General features: G+C 76.4%; 11 protein-coding genes. All 11 read left to right on the forward strand.

Annotation, left to right across the window (positions count from 1 at the left end):
• Positions 1–747: condensation domain-containing protein (locus AB0G13_RS03590; protein WP_357868328.1), on the forward strand; the 747-nt coding region annotated here is incomplete at its 5' end.
• The gene (locus tag AB0G13_RS03595) at positions 740–1,807 is read left to right on the forward strand and encodes a TauD/TfdA family dioxygenase (protein ID WP_357868330.1); all 1,068 of its coding nucleotides are present in this window, start codon (positions 740–742) and stop codon (positions 1,805–1,807) included. The genes AB0G13_RS03590 and AB0G13_RS03595, both read left to right, overlap by 8 nt.
• Positions 1,804–2,826, forward strand: a complete 1,023-nt coding sequence (locus AB0G13_RS03600; RefSeq protein WP_357868333.1) for a TauD/TfdA family dioxygenase — start codon at positions 1,804–1,806, stop codon at positions 2,824–2,826. Before AB0G13_RS03595 ends, AB0G13_RS03600 begins: the two co-directional genes overlap by 4 nt.
• Complete coding sequence (locus tag AB0G13_RS03605; protein ID WP_357868336.1) at positions 2,823–8,171, forward strand: amino acid adenylation domain-containing protein; 5,349 nt, start codon at positions 2,823–2,825, stop codon at positions 8,169–8,171. The genes AB0G13_RS03600 and AB0G13_RS03605 overlap by 4 nt, the downstream gene beginning before the upstream one ends.
• On the forward strand, positions 8,164–8,916 hold the full coding sequence (locus AB0G13_RS03610) for a thioesterase domain-containing protein (RefSeq protein ID WP_357868339.1): 753 nt from the start codon (positions 8,164–8,166) through the stop codon (positions 8,914–8,916). Before AB0G13_RS03605 ends, AB0G13_RS03610 begins: the two co-directional genes overlap by 8 nt.
• Positions 8,913–9,617: an alpha/beta fold hydrolase gene (locus tag AB0G13_RS03615; protein ID WP_357868342.1), complete on the forward strand. Its 705-nt coding sequence runs from the start codon at positions 8,913–8,915 to the stop codon at positions 9,615–9,617. Before AB0G13_RS03610 ends, AB0G13_RS03615 begins: the two co-directional genes overlap by 4 nt.
• A complete protein-coding gene (locus tag AB0G13_RS03620) occupies positions 9,610–10,452 on the forward strand; it encodes an SDR family oxidoreductase (protein ID WP_357868344.1) in 843 nt (280 codons plus the stop codon). Before AB0G13_RS03615 ends, AB0G13_RS03620 begins: the two co-directional genes overlap by 8 nt.
• On the forward strand, positions 10,449–13,211 hold the full coding sequence (locus tag AB0G13_RS03625) for an amino acid adenylation domain-containing protein (protein ID WP_357868346.1): 2,763 nt from the start codon (positions 10,449–10,451) through the stop codon (positions 13,209–13,211). Before AB0G13_RS03620 ends, AB0G13_RS03625 begins: the two co-directional genes overlap by 4 nt.
• On the forward strand, positions 13,211–14,986 hold the full coding sequence (locus AB0G13_RS03630; RefSeq protein WP_357868349.1) for a condensation domain-containing protein: 1,776 nt from the start codon (positions 13,211–13,213) through the stop codon (positions 14,984–14,986). Before AB0G13_RS03625 ends, AB0G13_RS03630 begins: the two co-directional genes overlap by 1 nt.
• A 12-nt stretch (positions 14,987–14,998) precedes the next feature.
• Entirely contained in the window at positions 14,999–19,972 is a 4,974-nt protein-coding gene (locus AB0G13_RS03635) for an amino acid adenylation domain-containing protein (protein ID WP_357868351.1), read from the forward strand.
• Positions 19,965–20,843: an AzlC family ABC transporter permease gene (locus AB0G13_RS03640; protein WP_357868354.1), complete on the forward strand. Its 879-nt coding sequence runs from the start codon at positions 19,965–19,967 to the stop codon at positions 20,841–20,843. Before AB0G13_RS03635 ends, AB0G13_RS03640 begins: the two co-directional genes overlap by 8 nt.
• The last annotated feature ends 4 nt before the right edge of the window (positions 20,844–20,847 follow it).

Here is a 20,847-nt window from a genome sequence, read left to right on the forward strand (position 1 = left end):
CCGACGGTCCTGGACCTGCCCGCCGCACCGGCAACCGCCGCCGCACCGCCCCGCGTCGGCCGGTCCCCGGCCGGGGCCGCCCTGCGGACCCGGATCGACGACGGCACCGCCGCCGTGGTCCGGGACCTCGCCCGCACCAGCCGGGCCAGCCTGCACATGGTCGGGCTGGCCGCCTTCGCGGCGCTGGTCGCCGCGGAGACCGGCCGCACCGACCTGCTGATCGGCGTCGCCTTCGCCGGCCGGACCAGCGTCGCCGCCGAGCAGAGCGTCGGCTGCTTCGTCAACACCATGCCCCTGCGCCTGCGGCCCGGCCCGGACCGGTCCTTCGCGGACCTGCTGGACGAGGCCCGCCGGGTGACCCTCTTCGCCGCCGCCCACCAGGACGTGCCGTTCGACGTCGTCGTCGAGCGGCTCCGCCCGGCCCGGCAGCCGGACCGCAACCCGCTCGTCCAGGTCGCGTTCGGCGTGCAGAACGCCCCGGCGGCCCGGCACGTCGACGCGTCCGGCGTCGAGTTCGTCGGGGTGGAGCTGACCCCCGACACCGCCCGGCTCGACCTGACCCTCTGGCTCGACGAGCGCCGGGACGGGCTGGAGGCGCTCTGGACCTACCGCACCGACCGCTTCGACGGCGGCCTGGTCGCCACGTGGCACCGCCGCTTCACCGCATTCCTACGCGGCGCGGCCGCCGATCCCCGGCGCAGCCTCGCCGAATGTGCCCAAACCCTGGGGGGAACGAGAGATGAGTGAGCAGACCCCGGCCGCGCCGGTGATCCCGCGCCGCAGCCGCGAACGGTCCCTGGTCGACGTACGCCCCGACTGGCCCGGCGGGCCCCTGCCGGCCCTCGTCCAGGCCAACGTGCCCGACGTGGACCTGGCCGCCTGGCTGGCCGGCAGCCGGTCCACCGTGGACGAGCTGGCGCGCCGCGCCGGCGCCGTGCTGTTCCGTGGCTTCGCGGTGGACGGCGCGGCCGACTTCCGCACCGTGATGGCCGCCCTCTCCGACGACGTGCTCAGCTACGGCGAGCGTTCGTCGCCGCGCAGCGAGGTGACCGAGGGGGTGTACACCTCCACCGAGCACCCGGCCGACCAGCCGATCGTGCTGCACAACGAGCAGTCGTACACGGTGAACTGGCCGCTGCGGATCGTCTTCCACTGCGAGACCGAGCCCGCCGCCGGTGGGCGCACCCCGTTGGCCGACAGCCGCCGGGTGCTCGGCCGGCTGCGGCCGGAGACGGTCGCCGGGTTCGAGCGCCGGGGAGTGCTCTACCGGCGCAACTACCTGCCGGGGATCAGCCTGCCGTGGCAGACGGCCTTCCAGACCGACAGCCGCGCCGAGGTGGAGGCGTACTGCGCCCGCGCGCTGATCGACGTCGAGTGGGTCGGCGAGCAGCAGCTGCGCACCCGGCAGGTCCGCCCCGCCGTGCGGGAGCACCCGGTGACCGGGGAGCGGACCTGGTTCAACCACGCCCTGTTCTTCCACGTCACCTCGCTGCCCGAGGAGGTCAGCGCCGGCCTGCGCGCGTCCCTGGCCGAGGAGGACCTGCCCTACCAGACCGCGTACGGCGACGGCACCCCCATCGGCGACGACGTGCTGGCCGAGCTGCGCGCGGCGTACGCGGCCGAGACCCGGTCCTTCGCCTGGCGGCGCGGCGACGTGCTGCTGGTGGAGAACATGCTGGCCGCGCACGCCCGGGAGCCGTTCACCCCGCCGCGACGCATCCTGACCGCGATGTCCGACCCGGTGGCCGCGCCCGAGCTGGCCGCCGCCACCGTCGCCCCCGCCGGCGCGACCGGGATCCGGTCGTGACCGGGCCGGCGCCGCGTCGGCGCGGCACCGGTGCCGGCGCGGTCGCCTCGCCGGTGTCCCGCCGGGTGCTGGTCGACGACACGTTCGTGCTCATGGTGGAGGCCGCCGTGCCGGACCTCGACCTGGCCGGGTGGCTGGCGGGGCGCCGCGACGATCTGCTGCGCGACCTCGACGCCCACGGGGCGGTCTTCTTCCGGGGCTTCGAGGTGGCCACGGCCGACGACTTCAGCCGGGCCGCCCGCGCGGTCAGCCCGGACCTGCTCGGCTACCTGGAACGCGCCGCGCCCCGGCACGAGGTCGCGGAGAAGGTCTTCACCTCCACCGAGTTCAACGCCGAGCAGTGGATCCCGCTGCACCACGAGATGTCGTACTCGCACAACTGGCCCACCCACCTCTACTTCTGGTGCGCCCAGCCGGCCACCGGCAGCGGCGGCGCGACCCCGCTGGCCAGCGAGCGGGTGGTGAGCCCGCGCATTCCCGCCGAGGTGCGGGAGCGGTTCCTGCGCGACGGGGTCAGCTACGTGCGCAACTACGGCCCGCACCTGGACCTGCCCTGGCAGGAGGCGTTCCAGACGACCGACCGCGCCGAGGTGGAGAAGTACTGCGCCGACTCGGCGACCGAGTACACCTGGCTCGACGGGGACGGGCTGCGGACCCGGGCCCGCCGGCAGGCGGTGGCGACCCACCCCCGCACCGGCGAGACGGTCTGGTTCAACCACGCCCACCTGTTCCACGTCTCCAACATGCCCGCCGAGGTCTCGGCCGCCCTGCTGCGCGAGTACGGGCCCGAGGGGCTGCCCCGCAACGCCTACTACGGCGACGGCGAGCCGATCCCCGACGAGGTGGTGGCCGGCATCCGGGACCTGTATCGGGAACACGCGGTGTCGGTTCCCTGGCAGCGCGGCGACGTGCTGGTGGTGGACAACTTCCTGGCGACCCACGGTCGCGAACCCTTCAGCGGCGACCGGCAGATCCTGGTCGCCATGTCCGACCTCTACCTCAACCGGAGCGTGGTGTGAACGGCTACCGTCTGTCCCCGATCCAGCGGCTGGCCTGGTCCGGGGCGCAGGACCTGGTCCGCGCCCGGGTGCTGCTCGACCGCCCGCTGGACCACGCCCGGCTGCAGAGCGCCCTGGACGCGGTCGTCGCCCGGCACGAGGCGCTGCGCCTGACCCTGGTGCACCACCCCGGGCTGCGGGTGCCGCTGCAGGACGTCGACGACGGCCGCAGCGTCGTCGTCGGCGCCCAGGGCGAGCTGTCGGTGACCGTCACCGACGACGCCCTGGAGCTGGCCGCCACGCCGCTGATCGCCGACCCGGCGAGCCTGCGGCTCGTCCTCGCCGACCTGGCCCGCGCCTACGCCGACGGCCGGCTGCCCGACGACGCCGACGCCCTGCAGTTCCTCGATGTCACCGAGTGGCAGCTGTCGGAGCGGCAGCAGGCCGACGTCGGCACACCCGCCGCGCCGGCCGCGCGACTGGTCACCCCGCACGGCGACGACCCGGCCGAGGTCGGCACCGCGACCGTGCCGGCCGCGGCGCTGACCGCCGCCGCGCGGGAGGCCGGCGTCGGCGTCGCGAGCCTGATCTTCGCCGCCTGGGCGCTCGCGCTGTCCCGCCGGGCCGAGCCGCCCGCCGGCCTCGACGACGCGGACCTGGTGCTGGCCCGCTGGAGCGACGGGCGCCAGGCCAGCGGGACGGCCGCCGTCGTCGGCCCGCTGGGCGGCTACGCGCCGGTCCGGCTGGGCCTGCCGCTGCCGGCCGCGCCCAAGGCGCTGCTCGACGAGGTACGCGCGGCCGAGTCCACCGCCGAGGAGACGTTCCACCTGGTCGACCCGGTCGGCGAGCACTCCGACGCGGTCGCCGGTTTCGCCGTCGTGCCGGCCGGCGACCCGGCGGCCCTGGGCGGCCTGGGCGCCACCGCCGTCGAGGTCTCCGCGCCGCCCGCGACGGCCGGCCCGCAGCTGACCGCCGTGACCGGCGACGACGAGGTGACCCTGCGGGTCGTCGGGGGCCGCTGGCTGCTGGAGGGCCTGCTGGCGATCCTGGGGACGCTGCCCCGGGCGCTGGCCGACGGCACGCCGCTGGTGCTGACCGGGGAGTCCGAGGCCCGCTGGCTGAGCGAGGCGGCCGGCGAGCCGTCCCGCGCCGCGGTGCGCACCATCGTCGAGCTGCTCGACGACGGGCTCTCCGGCGCCGACCAGGACACCCCGGCGGTCGTCGCCGCCGACGGCACGTACACCGTCGGCGAGCTGCGCGACGTCGCGGCCCGGGTCGCCGCCGGCCTGGTCGAGCGGGGGCTGCACCGCGCGCCGGTGGGCGTGCTCGCCACCCGGTCCCGGGACACCGTCGCCGCGTTCCTGGGCGTGCTGCGCGCCGGCGCGGTGTACGTGCCGCTGGATCCGGCGGCGCCGGCGGAGCGGCTCGCCGCGCAGGTCCGCGCGGTCGACGCCGGGCTCGTCGTCGGCGCGGGGGGCCCGGCGGGGATCGCCGCCGCCACCGTCGCCGAGCTGGCCGCCGGCACCGCGACGGCGGCCGTGCCCCCGGTGGCGCCGACCGATCCCGCCTACGTCATCTTCACCTCCGGCTCCACGGGCACCCCGCGGCCGGTCCAGGTCTCGCACGGCGCCGCCGCCCACCTGGCGTACGCGCTGGAGGAGACAGTGTACGCGGGCAGCCGGGCCGGGCTGCGGGTGGCGGTGAACGCCCCGCTCACCTTCGACGCCTCGGTCAAGCAGCTCGTGCAGCTGGCCCACGGCCGCAGCCTGTACCTGGTGCCGGAGGACGCCCGGCGCGACGGCGTCGAGCTGGCCGCCGTCCTCGCCGACAACCGGGTCGACGTGCTCGACCTGACCCCCTCCCAGCTGCGCATCCTGCTCGCCGGGGCGGGCGGCACCCGGCTGCCGGAGCTGCTGCTGGTGGGCGGCGAGGCGATCCCGCCGGACCTCTGGGACACCCTCGGCGCGCTGCCCGGCGTCCGGGCGGTCAACCTGTACGGGCCCACCGAGTGCACCGTGGACAGCACCGCCGCCGAGATCCGCCCCGGGACCGCGCCGACCATCGGCCGTCCGCTGCCGGGCGTCGGGGTGTGGGTCCTCGACGAGCGGCTGCGGCCGGTGCCGCCCGGCGTGGCCGGCGAGCTCTGCGTCAGCGGGCCGCAGCTGGCCGACGGCTACCGGGGCGACCCGGAGACGACCGGCCGCCGGTTCGTCCGCGCCGCCCTGCCCTCCGGCCGCACGGAGCGGATCTACCGCACGGGCGACCGGGTGCGCGCCGACGCCGAGGGGCGCCTGCACTACCTGGGCCGCCTGGACGACCAGGTCAAGATCCACGGCTTCCGGGTGGAGCCGGGCGAGGTGGCCGCGACGCTGCGGGCGCACCCGGAGGTCGCCGACGCGGCGGTCGTGGCCCGCGACGACGACGGGCACGGCGACCGCCTCGTCGGCTACGTCCGCCCCGCCGCCACGGCCGTCGGCGTCGACCTGGACCGGGTCGCCGGGATTAACCCGCACGAGACCCGCTACCTGTACGACGAGATCTTCGTGCAGCGGGTCTACCTGCGCGACGGCATCGTGCTGCGCCGAGGCGCGACGGTCTTCGACGTCGGCGCCAACATCGGCATGTTCTCGCTGTTCGTCCACGCCGTCTGCCCGGACGCGACCATCCACGCCTTCGAGCCCGTGCCGTCGGTGGTGGCGGCCCTGCGGCGCAACGTCGAGGAGTTCGGCGTGCCGGCGACCGTGCACCCGGTGGGCCTGTCCACCGCGTCGGGGCAGGTCTCCTTCACCTACTACCCGGGCTACTCGATGATGTCCGGCCAGGCCGCGTACGCCGACCCGGCGGCGGAGGTCGCCGTGATCAAGCGGTTCCTCGCCAACGAGCGGGACCGGGGCGAGACCGACCGGGACACCCTGCTGGAGCGGGTCGACGAGCTGCTCGCGGAGCGCTTCGACGGCGCCGAGGTCACCGTCGACGTGCGCCCGCTGTCGGAGGTCATCGACGAGGTCGCGCCGGACCGCATCGACCTGCTCAAGATCGACGTCCAGCGGGCCGAGGCCGACGTGCTCGCCGGCATCGAGGAGCGGCACTGGCCGCTGATCGCGCAGGTCGCCATGGAGGTGCACGACGCCGTCGGCACCGACACGGAGGGGCGCCTGGACGAGCTGATCGCCCTCTTCGAGGAGCGCGGGTTCGACGTCGTGACCCGCCAGGACGACCTGCTCACCGGCACCGACCGGCACACCCTGCACGCCGTGCGCCCCGAGTACGCCGCCGACCCGCGGCCCGCGGTGGCGGTCCCGGACGGCCCGGCCGCCGGCCCGCTGGAGGCCCGGCTGACCGACTGGCTCGCCCAGCGGCTGCCCGCCCACCTGGTCCCCGCGGCCGTGGTGCTCCTCGACGACCTGCCGCTGACCCGCAACGGCAAGCTCGACCGGGCCGCGCTGCCCGCGCCGGAACTCGACCGGGCCCGGCGGGAGCCGGCCGTGGCGCCGGCCAACCGGGCCGAGGAGATCCTCGTCGAGGCGTGGCGGGAGGTCCTGGGCACGCAGTCGGTCGGGGTGACCGACAGCTTCTTCGCCCTCGGCGGCGACTCGATCCGCAGCATCCAGATGCAGGTCGCGGCGAACCGGCGCGGGCTGTCGTTCCGGCTCGGCGACATCTTCGTCCACCAGTCGATCCGGGAGCTGGTCGCGCACGGCGAGATCACCCTCACCGAGCCCGGCGCCGACACCGGGGCCCCCGCCGCGGCCGACGCCGGCACGGCCGGGGTGGCGGAGCCGTTCGCCCTGGTCGCCGCCGCCGACCGGGACCGCCTGCCCGCCGGGCTGGCGGACGCCTACCCGATGACCGCGCTGCAACAGGGCATGGTCTACCACTGCGAGCTGACCGGCGACCCGGCGATGTACCACAACGTCACCGCCCACCGCGTCGACGCGCCGCTGGAGGCGGAGGCGCTGCGCGCCGCGCTGGCCGACCTGGTCGCGCGGCACCCGGTGCTGCGCACCGGCTTCGCGCCGGGCGCCTGGTCCGAGCCGCTGCAACTGGTGCACGCCGAGGTGCCGGTCGAGGTGCCGGTGACGGAGCTGGCGGACGCCGACGAAGCCACCCGCCGGGCCCGCGTCGACGAGCTGGTCTCCGCCGAGCGGGTGCGGCCCTTCGACTGGGACCGGCCGCCGCTGCTGCGGCTGCACGCCGTCCGCGACGACGCCGACACCTTCACCCTGATCGTGGCGGAGTGCCACGCCATCCTCGACGGCTGGAGCCTGCACCTCTTCCTCGGCGAGCTGCTGGCGGCGTACGACCGGCGCCGCGCCGGGCTGTCCGTGCCGCACCGGCCGACGCTGCCCTTCCGCGCCTACGTGGCGGCGGAACGCGAGGCCGTGGCGGACGCGGGGTCGCGCCGGTTCTGGCTGGAGGGCGCGGGCGGCGTGCCGCCGCTGCTGCTCGGCGGGGCCGGGCCGCGGATCACCACCACCCGGCGGGTGCCGCTGGAGGCGTCCACCACCGACGCCGTCGCCGAGGCCGCGCGGGCCGCCGGCGTACCGGCCAAGTCCTGGCTGCTGGCGGTCCACCTGCGGGTGATCGGGGAGGCCGCCGGCCGGGACGAGGTGGTCACCGGGCTGGTCGTCGGCGCCCGGCCCGAGGCCGAGGGGAGCGACGCCACGCTCGGGCTGTTCCTCAACACCCTGCCGGTGAGCGCCGCGCTGGGCACCCGGTCGCTGGCCGAGCTGGCCGTCGACGCCTGGCAGGCGGAGCGGTCGCTGATGGGCCACCACCGCTTCCCGCTCGCCGAGATCGTCCGGGCGGGCGGGGCCGGGCCCCGCTTCGACCACTTCTTCAACTGGACCCACTTCCACGGCGGCGCCGACGAGGGCGAGGGCGGCGGCAGCCGGATCGTCGAGAGCCGGGGCATCACGGTGGACGTGGCGTTCACCCTCGCCGTCGACGTGGAGGTGGACCCGGCGACCGGCCGGCTCGGCCTGACCCTGCAGTACGACGCCCGGCACGTCGACGAGGCGCGGGCCGACCGGCTGGCCGAGGCGTACCGCCGGCTGCTGGCGACCGACCCGACCGCGCCGCTGCCCGCCGTCGGGCCGTCGGGCCCCGTCGTCGTTCCCGCCCCGCGCGACGGGGATGCCCGGGCCCGCTGGGCGGCCCGCGTGGCGTCGGTCTGGCAGGAGGTCGTCGGCGTGGCGCCGCGCGGCGAGCAGGCGGAGTTCCTCGCCGCGGGCGGCGACTCGCTGCGCGCGCTGCGCCTGGTCACCGCGCTGCGGCAGCGCCACGGCAGCACCATCACCCTGCCGGAGTTCGTCGCGCTGGGCAGCTACGGCGCCGTGGTGGAGCGGGTGACCCGCGATGGCTGAGAACCCGTGGCTGGTGGTCCGGGCGCCCGTCGCCCGGCCCGCCCTGCGCCTGTTCTGCCTGCCCTACGCGGGCGGCAACGCCGGGGCGTTCGAGACCTGGCGGGCGGGGCTGCCGCGCGCGGTCGAGGTGAACGCGGTGCAGTACCCGGGCCGCCGCGAGCGGGCCGCCGATCCCGCGCCACGGCGGATGACGCCGCTGGTGCAGGCCCTCGAGGCGGCCCTGGCGCCGCACCTGGACCGGCCCTACGCGGTCTACGGCGACTGCCTCGGCGCGTACGTCGCGTTCGAGCTGGTCCGCCGGCTGGAGCGGCGCGGGCACCGGCCGGCCGACCGGCTGGTGGTCTCCTCGGCCGTCGCCCCGCACCGGGCCGAGGTCGAACCGGACCACTCCGGCGCCGACGACGCCACGTTCCTCGCCGAGCTGGTCGCGCTGGGCACGATGCCGGCGGCCGTCGCCGCGCACCCGGAACTGGCCGCCGCCGCGCTGCCGGCCGCCCGCGCCGACTTCGAACTCGGCCGCAGCTACCGCTACCGCGACGCCGGCCCGATCGGCGTCCCGGTCACCGCGATCCGCGGCGACGCCGACCCGCACGTCGGCGACATCGGCGCGGCGGCGTGGGCCGACCTGACCACCGCCGGCTGCGCCACCGTCACCGTCCCGGGCGGGCACGACCTGCTCGCCCGGGCCGACCCCGGACTGCTCGGCGCCGTCCGGTCCGCCCTCCTCGGCAAGGAGCCGTCTTGACCGTCACGTCACTGCTCTGCTTCCCGTACGCCGGTGCGGGCGCCTCGGTGTACCAACCGTGGCAGCGGGTCGCCCCGCCCGACCTGGAGATCGTCCCGGTGCAGTTGCCGGGCCGGGAGAAGCGCTTCGTCGAGGAGCCGTACCGCCGCATGGACCAGGCCGTCGACGGGCTCCTCGACGAGGTGCTCGAACTGGTCGCCGGCCGCGACCGGGTGGCGCTGTTCGGCCACAGCATGGGCGCGGTGCTCGCGTACGAGATGGCCGGCCGGCTGGCCCAGGCCGCCGGGGTGCGGCTGGCGCACCTGTTCGTCAGCGGCTCGCCCGACCCGTGGTCCGGCCGGGACCGCACGGCCGCCGACCTGCCCGACGACGAGTTCGTCGCGCGGGTCGAGGAGTTCGCCGGCTACACGCACCCGGCGCTGGCCGACCCCGACATGCGGGAGCTGCTGCTGCCGACCCTGCGCGCCGACGTGGAGCTGCACGAGGGCTACCGGCCGGGCGGCGACAAGCGGCTCGACGTGCCGGTGACCGCGCTGCGCGGCGCCGACGACACCCTGGTGGCCGCCTCCGAGCTCACCGGCTGGGACCGGGTCACCTCCGCCGGGTTCGCCTCCCTCACCGTTCCCGGTGGACACATGTACCTCGCCGACGACCCGGCCGAGTTGCTGGCGCTGGTGCGACGGAGGCTGGCCGGTGCCTGAGCCGACGCCGGGCCGGCTGGCCGGCAAGACCGCGATCGTCACCGGCGCCGCGCGGGGGCTGGGTAGGGCCTGCGCGACCGCCTTCGCGGCGCAGGGCGCCGACCTGGTCCTGGTGGACGTGGCCCACGACCTGCCCGGCGTGCCGTACCCGCTCGGCTCCGCCAGCCAGCTCGCGCACACCGCCAAGCTCTGCGCGGAGCTGGGGGTGGCCGCGTACCCGGTCGAGGCCGACGTCCGGGACCTCGACGCGGTCCGGGCCGCCGTCGCGCTCTGCGTGGACCGGTTCGGCCGGGTCGACGTCCTGGTGAACAACGCCGGGATCGCAGCGCCCTCCGGCAAGCCGGTGCACGAGATCAGCGAGCAGGAGTGGCAGCTCATGCTCGACGTGGACCTCTCCGGCCCGTGGCGGATGGTCAGCGCGGTCGGCGCGGTGATGTGCCGGCAGCGCGCCGGGAGCATCGTCAACGTGGCGTCGACCGCCGGCCTGGTCGGCTACCGGCACTTCGCCGGGTACGTCGCCGCCAAGCACGGGCTGGTCGGCCTGACCCGGGCCGCGGCGCTGGACTACGCGCCGCTGAAGGTGCGGGTCAACGCCCTGTGCCCCGGCTCGGTGCGCGACGACCCGTACGTCGAGGGCCGGATGCTGGCCGAGATCGCCCGGTCGCTGGAGGTGCCGGTCGCCGAGCACGAGGAGACGTTCGTCCAGGCCCAGCCGATGAACGCGCTGATCGAGCCCGACTCGGTGGCCCAGGCCGCCCTCTGGCTGGCCTCGGACGAGTCGTCGCAGGTCACCGGCTCGGTCATCACCGTCGACGGAGGATTCACCACCCGATGAGCAGCCGTCCACAGCCCACCAGACAGCAGTCCGACCCGGGCCGCTCCTGCCACGCGGCGGCGGTGGCCGTCGCCGGCGACCCGGACGAGGTCGCCGACCGGTTCGCCGCCGCCCTGTCGCGGCGGGGCCTCGGCGCCGCCCGGCTCTGGGTGGACCGGGTGCCCGGTCCGGTGGCCGCCGCCCGCCGCGCCGCCGAGCTGGCGCGACCGCTGCCCGCCGACGGTCCGCCGCTGCGGGCGGTGCTGCTGCGCCACGACGACGGCGCCGACCTGGTGCTGGTCGCCCGGCGCGGCCCGCTCGCCGGCCGCGCGCTGGGCGAGCTGGCGGTCGAGGCGGCCGGGGGCGCGCCGCCGGCCGGGGCGGAGCCGACCGCCGACCCCGACGGCGGGGACCGTTCCCCCGGTGGCGGACCGGAGCCGGCCGGGGACGACGCGGAGCACGAGGGGGACACCGCCTGGCGGGGCGGGAACCCCCGCGCCGACCGGAGGGCGTCGTACGCCTTCGCCGTGCCCGCCGGGACCGACCGGCTGGCGCTGACCGGCGCGGTCGGCGCGGTGCTGGCCCGCTTCGGCGGTGTGCGCCGGGTGCGGGTGGGCACGCTCCTCGACGAGGGGCCGGCGGTCGTGCCGGTGGCGGTGGACGGCACGCTGCGTGACCTCGCGGCCCGGCCCGCCGACCCGGCGACGGGGCCCATCCCCGGGCGGGCGCCCGACGCCGGGCCGCCGGAGGCCGCGGCCGGCGTGCTGACCGGCGACGGCCCCGCCGACACCTACCTGCCCAGCCTGGCGCCGCCGTGGCCGCTCACCCTGACACTGCGCGGGACGACCGTCACCTGCGACTTCCGCACCGGCGTGTGGTCCGCCGAGGTGGTGGCCGCGGTGGCCCGGTACGTCACCCACGTCCTCGGCCAGCTCCTCGCCGACGGCGACCGGGCCCTGGCCGACTGCGACCTGTTCGACGACGCCGAGCGGGACCGGGTGGTGGCGCTCGGCGGTGCCGCCGTCGACCTGCCCGAGCCGACCGGCGGCATCCACGACCGGGTGGCCGGGTGGGCGCGGGCCACCCCGGACGCCCCGGCGGTGTCCTACGGCGACGACCGGCTCACGTACGCCCAGCTCGACGCCCGCGCCGGGCGGATCGCGGCGGCCCTGCGGGCGCGCGGCTGCGGGCCGGGCACGCGGGTCGGCGTCTGCCTGGAGCGCTCGGTGGACCTGGTGGCAACCCTGCTCGGGGTGCTCAGGTCCGGCGCCGCCTACGTCCCGATCGACCCCACCTACCCGGCGGAGCGCATCCGCTACACCGTCGAGGACTCCCGGGTGACCCTGCTCGTGGGCGCCGACGGCGTGGAGCTCGACGAGTTGCTCGCCGACGTCGCCGCCGACGACGCGCTGGGCGCCGGGGCGGCGACGGTCGGCCCGGACGACCCCGCGTACGTCATCTACACCTCCGGCTCCACCGGCCGGCCGAAGGGGGTCCAGGTCCCGCACCGCAACGTGCTGGCCCTGCTCGCCGCGACCCGGGACGACTTCGGGCTCGGCCCGACGGACACCTGGACGATGTTCCACTCCAGCGCGTTCGACTTCTCGGTCTGGGAGATCTGGGGCTGCCTGCTCACCGGCGGGCACCTGGTCGTCGTCCCGCACCTGGTGGTCCGCGACCCGGCCGAGTTCCACGCCCTGCTGCGCGCGGAGCGGGTGACCGTGCTCAACCAGACCCCGTCGGCGTTCGCGCAGCTCGTCGACGCCGACCGGCGGGCCGTGTGCCGGCTGGGGCTGCGCCTGGTGGTGTTCGGCGGTGAGCCGCTGGACGCCGGCATGCTGACCGGCTGGTTCGACCGGTATCCGGAGCGCGCCTGCCGGATGGTCAACATGTTCGGGATCACCGAGACCACCGTGCACGTCACCGCGCAGACCATCGACCGGGGCCTGGCCCTGGCCGGCACCCGCTCCGTGGGTCGCCCGCTGCCCGGCTGGTACGTCCACGTGCTCGACCCGGCGGGGCGGCTGCTGCCGCCCGGGGCCGCCGGGGAGATCCACGTCGGCGGCGCCGGGGTGGCCGACGGCTACCTGCACCGCGACGAGCTCACCGCCCAACGCTTCCTGCCCGACCCCTGGCGGGGCGGGCGGATGTACCGCAGCGGCGACCGGGGCCGGCTGCTGCTGGACGGGCGGCTGGAGCACCTGGGCCGGCTCGACGACCAGGTCAAGATCCGTGGCTACCGGATCGAGCTGGACGAGATCCGCCAGGTGCTGCTCGACGACCCGGACGTGCTGGCCGTGGCGGTCACCGTGGACACCGGCGCGGACGCCGCCGACGCCCGGCTGCACGCGTACGTGGTGCTCGCCGACGGGGCCGACTCGACCGCCGACCTGCGCCGCCGGGTGGCCAGGATCCTGCCCGACTACATGGTGCCGGCCACGGTGACGCCGCTGCCCGCGCTGCCGCTCACCGCCAACGGCAAGCTCGACGCGGCCCGGCTGCCCGCGCCGGCCGCCCGGTCCCTGCCCGCCGCCCGGGAGCCCGCCGACGCCGGGGCCGGAGCCAGCCGCGCCGAGCGGATCCGGGTGGTCTGGGAGCGGGTGCTCGGCGCCGAGGTGGGGCCGGAGGACAACTTCTTCGACCTCGGCGGCAACTCCCTGCTCGCCCTGCGGCTGCTGCGTGAGCTGCGCGCGCAGGGCCTCGGCGAGTTCACCCCCCGCCACCTGTACGTGCACCCCACGGTCCGCGCCCTGGTCGGCGCGGGCGGAACGGAGCGGTGATGGCCGACGTCGACACGCTGACCCGCCTCTGGCCCCAGGTGCGCGAAGTGGCCGTCAAGGGCAGCTGCGCGTACGTGGTGGCCGACGACTACCTCGACCCGCTGCACCTGCGGGGCCTGCTCGCCCGGGAGCTGCCCGACGCCGACCTGCCCCGGCACATCGTGCAGGTCGACTCCCTCGACCCCGCCGACCTGGTTGAGCCGGACGACCGGTTCGGGGCGTACCTGCCGCCGCGCAACGACACCGAGCGCGTCCTGGTGCGCATCGCCGAACGCCTGTTCGGCCTGCCGAAGCTGGGCGTGCTCGACGACTTCTACGCCGTCGGCGGCGACTCGCTCGCCGCGACGGGGCTGGCCGTCGAGGCGCAGCGGGCCCTCGGGGTGGGCGTCTCCCTCGCCGCGGTGCTGCGCAACCCCACGGTGGCCGGTCTCGCCGAGGAGATCGGCCGGGCCCGGGCGGCCGTGCCGCTGCCCCGCGCCGAGGCGGCGGACGCCTACCCGCTCTCCCCGCAGCAGCGCCGGGTCTTCCTCGCCCAGTCGCGCGACCCCGCCTCGGTGACCTACAACCTGCCGCTGCTGGTGCCGCTGCCGGCGGACGTCGACCGCGCCCGGCTGGCGGACGCGTTCCGCGCCGTCATCGCCCGGCACGACATCCTCCGGACCGCCTTCGGCACCGAGGCGGGCCGGCCGGTGCAGCGGGTGCTGCCGGCCGTCGCGTTCGACCTGCCGGAGACCGAGGGCACCGGGACACTCCCGGTCGAGCCGTTCGACCTGGCCGCCCCGCCGCTGCTGCGGGCCGGCCTGCGGCGCACCGGTGACGGCCCGGTGCTGGCGCTGGACCTGCACCACATCGTCACCGACGGCCTCTCCCTGGCGTTGCTGCTGCGCGAGGTCGACACCGTCTACCGTGGCGGCGAACCACCCCCGGTCCCCGCCCAGTACGCCGACTACGCCGTGTGGGCCACGACCGCGGAACCGCCCGGGGGCGACTACTGGCGGCGGCGCTTCGCCGAGCCGCCGGCGCCCCTGCGGCTGCCCACCGACGCGGCGCGGCTGACCGGCCGGCCGGCGACGGCGCGCGCCGGCACCGTCGAGTTCGATGTCGGGGCGGAGCGGACCGCCGCGCTGCGGGCGCTGGCCCGGCGCGAGGGGGTGACCCTGTTCCAGGTCCTGCTCGCCGTCTACGCGACCTTCCTCGCCTCGGCGACCGGCGGGACCGACGTCACGGTGGGCACCCCGGTCGCCGGTCGCGGCGCCCCGGGCCTCGACGCGACCATGGGGATGCTGGTCAACACGGTGTGCCTGCGGCACCGGGTGCGACCGGAGGCCACCTTCCGGGAGCTGCTCACCGAGGTGGCGCACGACGTGGTCGACGCCTTCGCGCACCAGGACTACCCGTTCGACACGCTGGTCGCCGAGGTGCTGCCGGTCCGCGACCAGGACCGGCATCCGCTCTTCGACACGCTGTTCGCGATGCAGCACGCCGAGGTGGCCACCGCCGACTTCCTGGGGCGGCGGGTCGAGTTGGCCGTCGCGCCCACCGGCCAGGCCATGTTCGACCTGGACATGCAGGTCTACGAGCGCGCCGATTCGCTGCGCGTGCACTGGGCGTACGACGCCGGGCTGTTCCTGCCCGCGACGGTGCGGGCCTTCGCCGACCTCTGGCTGGAGATCGCCGACACCGTCCTGGCCGACCCCGGGGTGCCGGTCGGCGAGCTGACCGGGGCACGCCCGGTCGCCGCCGGGGCGCCCTCCACCATCGACATCGAGTTGTGAGCCGGAGAGATCATGCAGTCGCTGATGACGCGGGGCCAGCTCAAGATCGCCGCGGCGCGCCGCCCGGAGCACGCCCGCCACTGGCGTGCCGTGCTCGGCTCCGGCGCCGACCCGGTCGGCTTCCCCGCCGACCGCACCCCGGCGCCCGGCGCCCCGCCCGAGCTGGCGGCCGTCACCGTGCCGCTGGACGAGGCGCTGGTCGACCGGCTCGCCCGGGCCGGCCGGGGCGGCGAGGACGCCCGCCAGGTGCTGGTGACCGCCGCGGTCGCCGCCCTGCTGCGCCGCTACACCGGCGCCGACGACATGCTGGTCGGTCGTCCCGGCGAGGCGGGGCAGCTGGCCGGCATGCTGCCGCTGCGGGTGCGCTGCGCGGCGGAGACCAGCTACCGCGACCTGGTCGGGCAGCTGCGCACGGCGGTGCCCGAGGCGGCCCGCCACGCCGACTATCCGGTCGAGCTGCTCGCCGAGGAACTGGCGGCGGCCGGCGGTCCCGGCCCGCACCCGCTCGTCGACGTGGCGGTGGGGGGCGCCGCCCCGGACGGCGCCGGGGTCGGGGTGTTCTTCGCCCTCGGCGCCGCCGAGGTGACGGTCCACCACGACGCCCGCCGCTACGACGGCGCCACGGCCGAGCGGATCGGCGCCCACCTGGCGCTGCTGCTGGGCCGGGCGCTGGCGGAGCCGGACGCGCCGGTGGCCGGCCTGAGCCTGCTGACCGACGCCGACCGGGACGTGCTCCGGGGCCTCAACGACACCGCCGTCGAGGAGGAACCGGCCGGCCGGCCGGACGAGTGGGTCGCCCGGTGGGCCGCCGCCCGGCCGGACGCCGTCGCCGTCCGCACCGCCGCCGGCAGCTGGACGTACGCGGAACTGGAGGCCCGGGTGGCCGCGTACGCCGAGCGGCTGCGCGGCGCCGGGGTGGGCGCGGAGTCGGTCGTCGCCGTGTTCGCCGACCGCTCCCGCGAACAGTTGGTGGCGATCCTGGCCACCCTGCGGGCCGGCGGCGCCTACCTGCCGGTCGACCCCGGCTACCCGGCGGCGCGCGTCGCCTACCTGCTCGACGACAGCGGGGCCGCCGTGGTGCTCGCCGCCGACCCGGCGCGGGTCCCCGACGGCGTGCCGGTGCTCCCGCTGCCGGCCGCCGGCCCGGTTCCCGCTGCCGCGTCGCCCGGCCCCGGCGCGCCGCGCGACGGGCGGGACCTCGCGTACGTCATCTACACCTCCGGCTCGACCGGCGCCCCGAAGGGCGCGATGATCGAGCACCGGTCGCTGGCCAACCGGCTGGCCTGGATGCAGCGGCTGTACCCGATCGGCCCCGCCGACGTGATCCTGCACAAGACCCCCACCACCTTCGACGTGTCGGTGTGGGAGCTGTTCTGGTGGGCCCGTGAGGGCGCCTCCGTCTGCCTGCTCGCGCCCGGCGCGGAGCGCGACCCGGAGGCCATCATCGCGGCGGTCGAGGCGCACGGGGTCACCACCGTGCACTTCGTGCCGTCGATGCTGGGCGCATTCCTCGACTACCTCGGCACCGCCGACACCGGCCGGCTGGCGAGCCTGCGGCAGGTCTTCGCCAGCGGCGAGGCGTTGGGCCCCCGGCAGGTGGACCGGCTCGCGGAGCTGCTGCCCGGCGCGACGCTGGTCAACCTCTACGGGCCCACCGAGGCCACCGTCGACGTCTCGCACCACCGCTGCAGGCCCGGCGGGGAGCGGGTGCCGATCGGCCGGCCGGTGGACAACACCCGCCTGTACGTGCTCGACGAGCGGCTGCGCCCCCAGCCGGTGGGGGTGCCGGGGGAGTTGTGCATCGCCGGGGTGCAGCTCGCCCGGGGCTACCTGAACCGGCCGGAGCTGACCCGGGACCGCTTCGTCGCCGCGCCGGAGGTGGGCGAGGAGCGGGTGTACCGCACCGGCGACCTGGCCCGGCTGCTGCCCGACGGCACGGTCGACTACCTCGGCCGCCTCGACCACCAGGTGAAGGTGCGCGGCTACCGGGTCGAGCTGGGCGAGGTGGAGGAGGCGCTGCGCGGGCATCCGGGCGTCAAGGACGCCGTGGTGGTGGCCCGGGACGGCAACCTGATCGGCTACGTCGTCGCCGACGAGCCGGTGGGCGAGGCGACGCTCACCGCCCACCTGGGCGCCCTGCTGCCGAGCTACCTGGTGCCCGCGCGGGTGGTCGAGCTGGCGGAGTTCCCGCTGTCGGGCAGCGGCAAGCTGGACCGGCGGGCGCTGCCCGAGCCGGCCGCGCCGCAGCGGCCGTACGTCGCGCCGCGCACCGGGCCGGAGCGGATCCTCGCCGACATCTGGGCCGACGTGCTGGGCCTCGACAGGGTCGGCGTGGAGGACAACTTCTTCGCCATCGGCGGCAACTCGATCCACTTCGTCACCGTGCTGGCCCGGGCGCACGCCGCCGGGGTCGACCTCACCTTCCAGCAGCTGTTCCGCCACCCGACGATCGCGGCGCTGCTCGCGGCCGGCCCGCCCGACGCCCAGCGGGCGGTGACGCACCCGCCGTTCGCCCTGCTCGATGAGGCGGACCGGGCCCTGCTGCCCGCCGGGGTGGTCGACGCGTACCCGCTCGGGCAGCTCCAGGCGGGGTTGATCTACGAGAACGAGCTGTCCCGGGGCGCCGCCCAGTACCACGACATCATCAGCTTCCTGATCAACGCGCCGTTCGACGAGGCGACGTTCACCGAGGCGGTGCGGATCCTCGTCGCGCGCCACCCGATCTTCCGGACCAGCTACCACCTGACCGGCTTCGCCGAGTACCTGCAACTCGTGCACGCCGACGCGCCGAGCCCGCTGTGGGTGGTGGACCTGCGCGACCGCGACCCGGCCGAGCAGGAGCGCTGGTACGCCGACTGGCACGCGCGCGAGCAGTCGTACCGGTTCCGCTGGCAGGAGCCGGGCCTGGTCCGCATCCACGTGCACGTCCTCGGCGACGAGCTCTACCGGTACAGCGTCAGCCAGCACAACTCGGCGCTGGACGGCTGGAGCATCACCCTGCTGCACACCCAGCTGTTCGACACCTACTACCGGCTGCTGGCCGGGGACCGACCGGACGAGGCGCCGGCCGAGAACCACTTCCGCGACTACATCGGGCTGGAACGCCGGGCGCTGGAGTCGGCGGCGGACCGCGACTTCTGGCGCGGCGTCCTCGCCGCGGGCGGGGTGACCGAGCTGCCCCGGTGGGAGCCGCCGGCCGTTCCGGCCGAGCGGCCGGTGGTCTTCCACGAGGTGGAGATCGACGACGCGCTCTCCGAGCGGCTGCTGCGCGCGGCCGACCGGTTGGCGGTGCCGCTGAAGACCGTGCTGCTGGCCGCGCACGTCAAGGTGGTGGGCGCGCTCGCAGGGGACACCGAGGTGGTCACCGGGTACGAGCAGAGCGGGCGGCCCGAGGCGGAGGGCGCCACCGGGGCGCTGGGGCTGTTCCTCAACACCGTGCCGATGCGGGTGGACCTCGGCGACGGCTCCTGGGCCGACCTGGTCCGGGCGGTGTACCGCGCGGAGGCGGACCTGCTGCCCCACCGGCGCTACCCGATGGCGCAGATGAAGGCGGACGCCGGCACCACCGACCTGCTGTTCGAGACCGTCTTCAACTACACCCACTTCTACCTGCTCAAGCAGCTGCGCGAGCTGCCCGGCTTCGACCTGCTCGACGTGCAGGTCAGCACGGAGACGGAGTTCGCGCTGCGCGCCGAGTTCATGCGGGACTTCTTCACCGACCGGGTCCGGCTGAGCCTGCACTACCACTCGGCGGCCTTCACGCCGGAGCAGGCGGCGGGGATCGGGCAGGTGTACCGGCGGGTGCTGGCGGAGCTGGCGACCGACCCGGAGCGCGCCCACGACGGGCTGCGGCCCGGCCTGCCCGAGCCCCGGGTCGCGCCGACCCGGCGCCGCTTCGACCGGGCCGACCCGGCGACGCGCCGGCCGGAGGCGCCGGCGGGGCGGACCGCGCCGGGCACGCCCGTCGCCCGGCGGATCGCCGAGGCGTGGGCGCGGGCGCTCGACGTGCCGGTGGCCGGGATCGCCGAGGAGGACAACTTCTTCGACCTGGGCGGCAACTCGCTCGCCGCGATGCGGGTGATCGCCGCGCTGCGGCCCCTGGTCACGCTGCGGCAGCTGATGACCACTTCCACGCTCGGCCCGCTGGCCCGGGTCGTCGAGGCGGACGCCCCGCCGGAGGACCGGCTGCTGCAACCGCTGTCCCCGCCGGACGCCGCGCACGACCGGGTGCTGGTCTGCTTCCCGTACGCGGCGGGCAGCCCGCTCGCCTTCCGGCCGCTGGCCGAGGCGCTGGCCCCGCACCGGATCGCGGTGCACGCCGTGGCACTGCCCGGGCACGACGTCAGCCGGCCCGAGCCGCTGCTGGACCTGCCGGAGCTGACCCGCCGGGTGGCCGCCGAGATCGGGGAGCTGGGCGGCCGGCCGGTGCTGGTCTGGGGGCACTGCGTCGGCGCGGCGGCGGCGATCGAGGTCACCCGGCTGCTCGCCGCCGCCGGCCGGCCACCCGAGCGGCTGTTCCTCGGCGGCAAGCTGCTGCGCGGGCCGGAGGAGATCGACGCCAGCATCGCGGAGGTCACCGGGATGGCGCCGGCGGACGTGGTGGGCTGGCTGGTGGACCAGACCGGCTTCACCGAGCTGGACGGCCTGGACGCCGGGCACGTCGACGCGCTGGTCGCCGCCTTCCGGCACGACGCCGTCGGCTCGCACCGCTACCTGCGGGACCGGGCGGGGGAACCCCTGTCGGTGCCGGTCACCGTGGTGGTGGCCGCCGACGACCCGCTGACGGCCGGGCCGGGCGCGGCACACGAGGCGTGGCGACGGATCGCCGCCGACGTGGAGCTGAAGGAGATCGACGGGGGCGGGCACTACTTCTGCCGCACCCGCGCGGCCGACGTGGCCGCTATCGTCGGCGCGACGGGAACGGGCGCGCCGCCGGCGGCCTCCGCCGTACCGTCCGCCCGCCGTCCTGGGGAGGATCATGTCTGACCGTACGCCGACCGCGCGAAGCGAGTTCGTCGCCGGAGCCCGCTCGATGGTGCCGTTCCTGCTCTCCGCCTTCCCGCTGGGCGTGATCGGCGGCACCCTCGGCCTGGCCGCCGGGTTGTCCTACCTGGAGACGTTCGGCCTGGCCATGGTGGTCAACTCCGGGACCGCCCAGTTCATCGGCTTCAAGCTGATCTCGGAGGGCGCGGCGTGGCCGGTCATCGTCCTGACCACGCTGATCCTCAGCCTGCGGATGCTGATCTACTCCACGCTGCTCGCGCCGCACGTGCGCGAGTTGCCGCAACGCTGGCGGCTGCTGCTGGGCTTCGGCCTGATCGACGCGGTGTTCTTCGTGGCCTTCGACCGGATCAAGGGCGACGAGCCGGCCCGGCGCAAGAGCATGTTCTACTTCGGCGCCTCCGCCGTCATGTACGTCAACTGGGCCATCGCCACCGTGGTCGGCATGATCGCGGGGCACCTGCTGCCGGAGCGGCTGCGCTCCGGTCTGGACTTCCCGATGACCGCGGTCTTCCTGGTCGTGCTCGCCTCGGCGCTGGTCGGCTGGAAGGTCTGGACGACGGCCGTCTCCGCCGGGGCGCTGGCCCTGCTCCTCCTCGGGCTGCCCTACAACCTCGGCCTGATCGTGGCGGCGTTCGGCGGCGCGTTCGTCGGCATGGCCTGCGAGGTGGTGGAGCGGCGGTGGTTCCCGCCGAAGCCGGCGGAGGAACCGGCGGAGTCGGGCGAGCCGGGGGAGACATCGGCGGAGCCGGGCGAGCCGGGGCGGGAACCGCGAACGCCGCAACCGCGTACCGCCGGGGCGGCGGCCGGGGAACGCCGGGCCGTCGAGACGGCCCGTGACACGGACGGAAGGTGACCGG

Origin of the sequence: Micromonospora sp. NPDC023633, assembly GCF_040640035.1 — a bacterium.
Classification (GTDB): Bacteria; Actinomycetota; Actinomycetes; order Mycobacteriales; family Micromonosporaceae; genus Micromonospora.